At 68.7% G+C, this 444-nt stretch carries 1 protein-coding gene; it reads right to left on the reverse strand.

Going from position 1 to position 444, the window contains the following annotated elements; genetic code table 11:
* A partial coding sequence (locus tag GVL03_RS20300; RefSeq protein WP_200847343.1) for a hypothetical protein occupies nt 1-339 on the reverse strand: 339 nt, incomplete at its 3' end.
* Nucleotides 340-444 lie beyond the last annotated feature (105 nt).

The following is a 444-nucleotide window of genomic DNA, read 5'->3' on the forward strand; positions in this document are numbered from 1 at the left end:
GACCTGCGCGGCCTCGCGCAGCGGCCGTGCGGCGGGCTCGCCCGGCACCACGAGCTGGGATTCGCCGGAGAGCGCGAGCAGATCGGCACGCAGCTCCTGTCCGCCCGAACGAGCGCCCTTGCCCTTCGCGCCTTTCCAAGAGGCAGGTGTTCGCCCCTGCTGCACAGACGCGGGCGCCGCATGGGTTTCCTGGTAGACCTCCAGGGGAGTCGGGCAGTCCCGGTTCTGGGTGCAGGCGAAGTCGGAGGTGTCGCCCGTGTTGAACGTGCTTGCGCAACCCACCGTCGCGAGGCAGGCGACAGCGGCAAGCGCCTTGAAGACGTGTTTCATGATGCTCATGCGTTACCAGGAGAGGCCGTTTGAGAAATTGGGCGCGCTGCCCTCTGCATTGCCCACCGCGGACGACGTCGCCTCGCGGGCGGCGTCCATCACACGCCCCATGCG

Source organism: Microbacterium sp. 18062, assembly GCF_902706225.1.
In the GTDB taxonomy this organism is placed as follows: Bacteria; Actinomycetota; Actinomycetes; order Actinomycetales; family Microbacteriaceae; genus Microbacterium.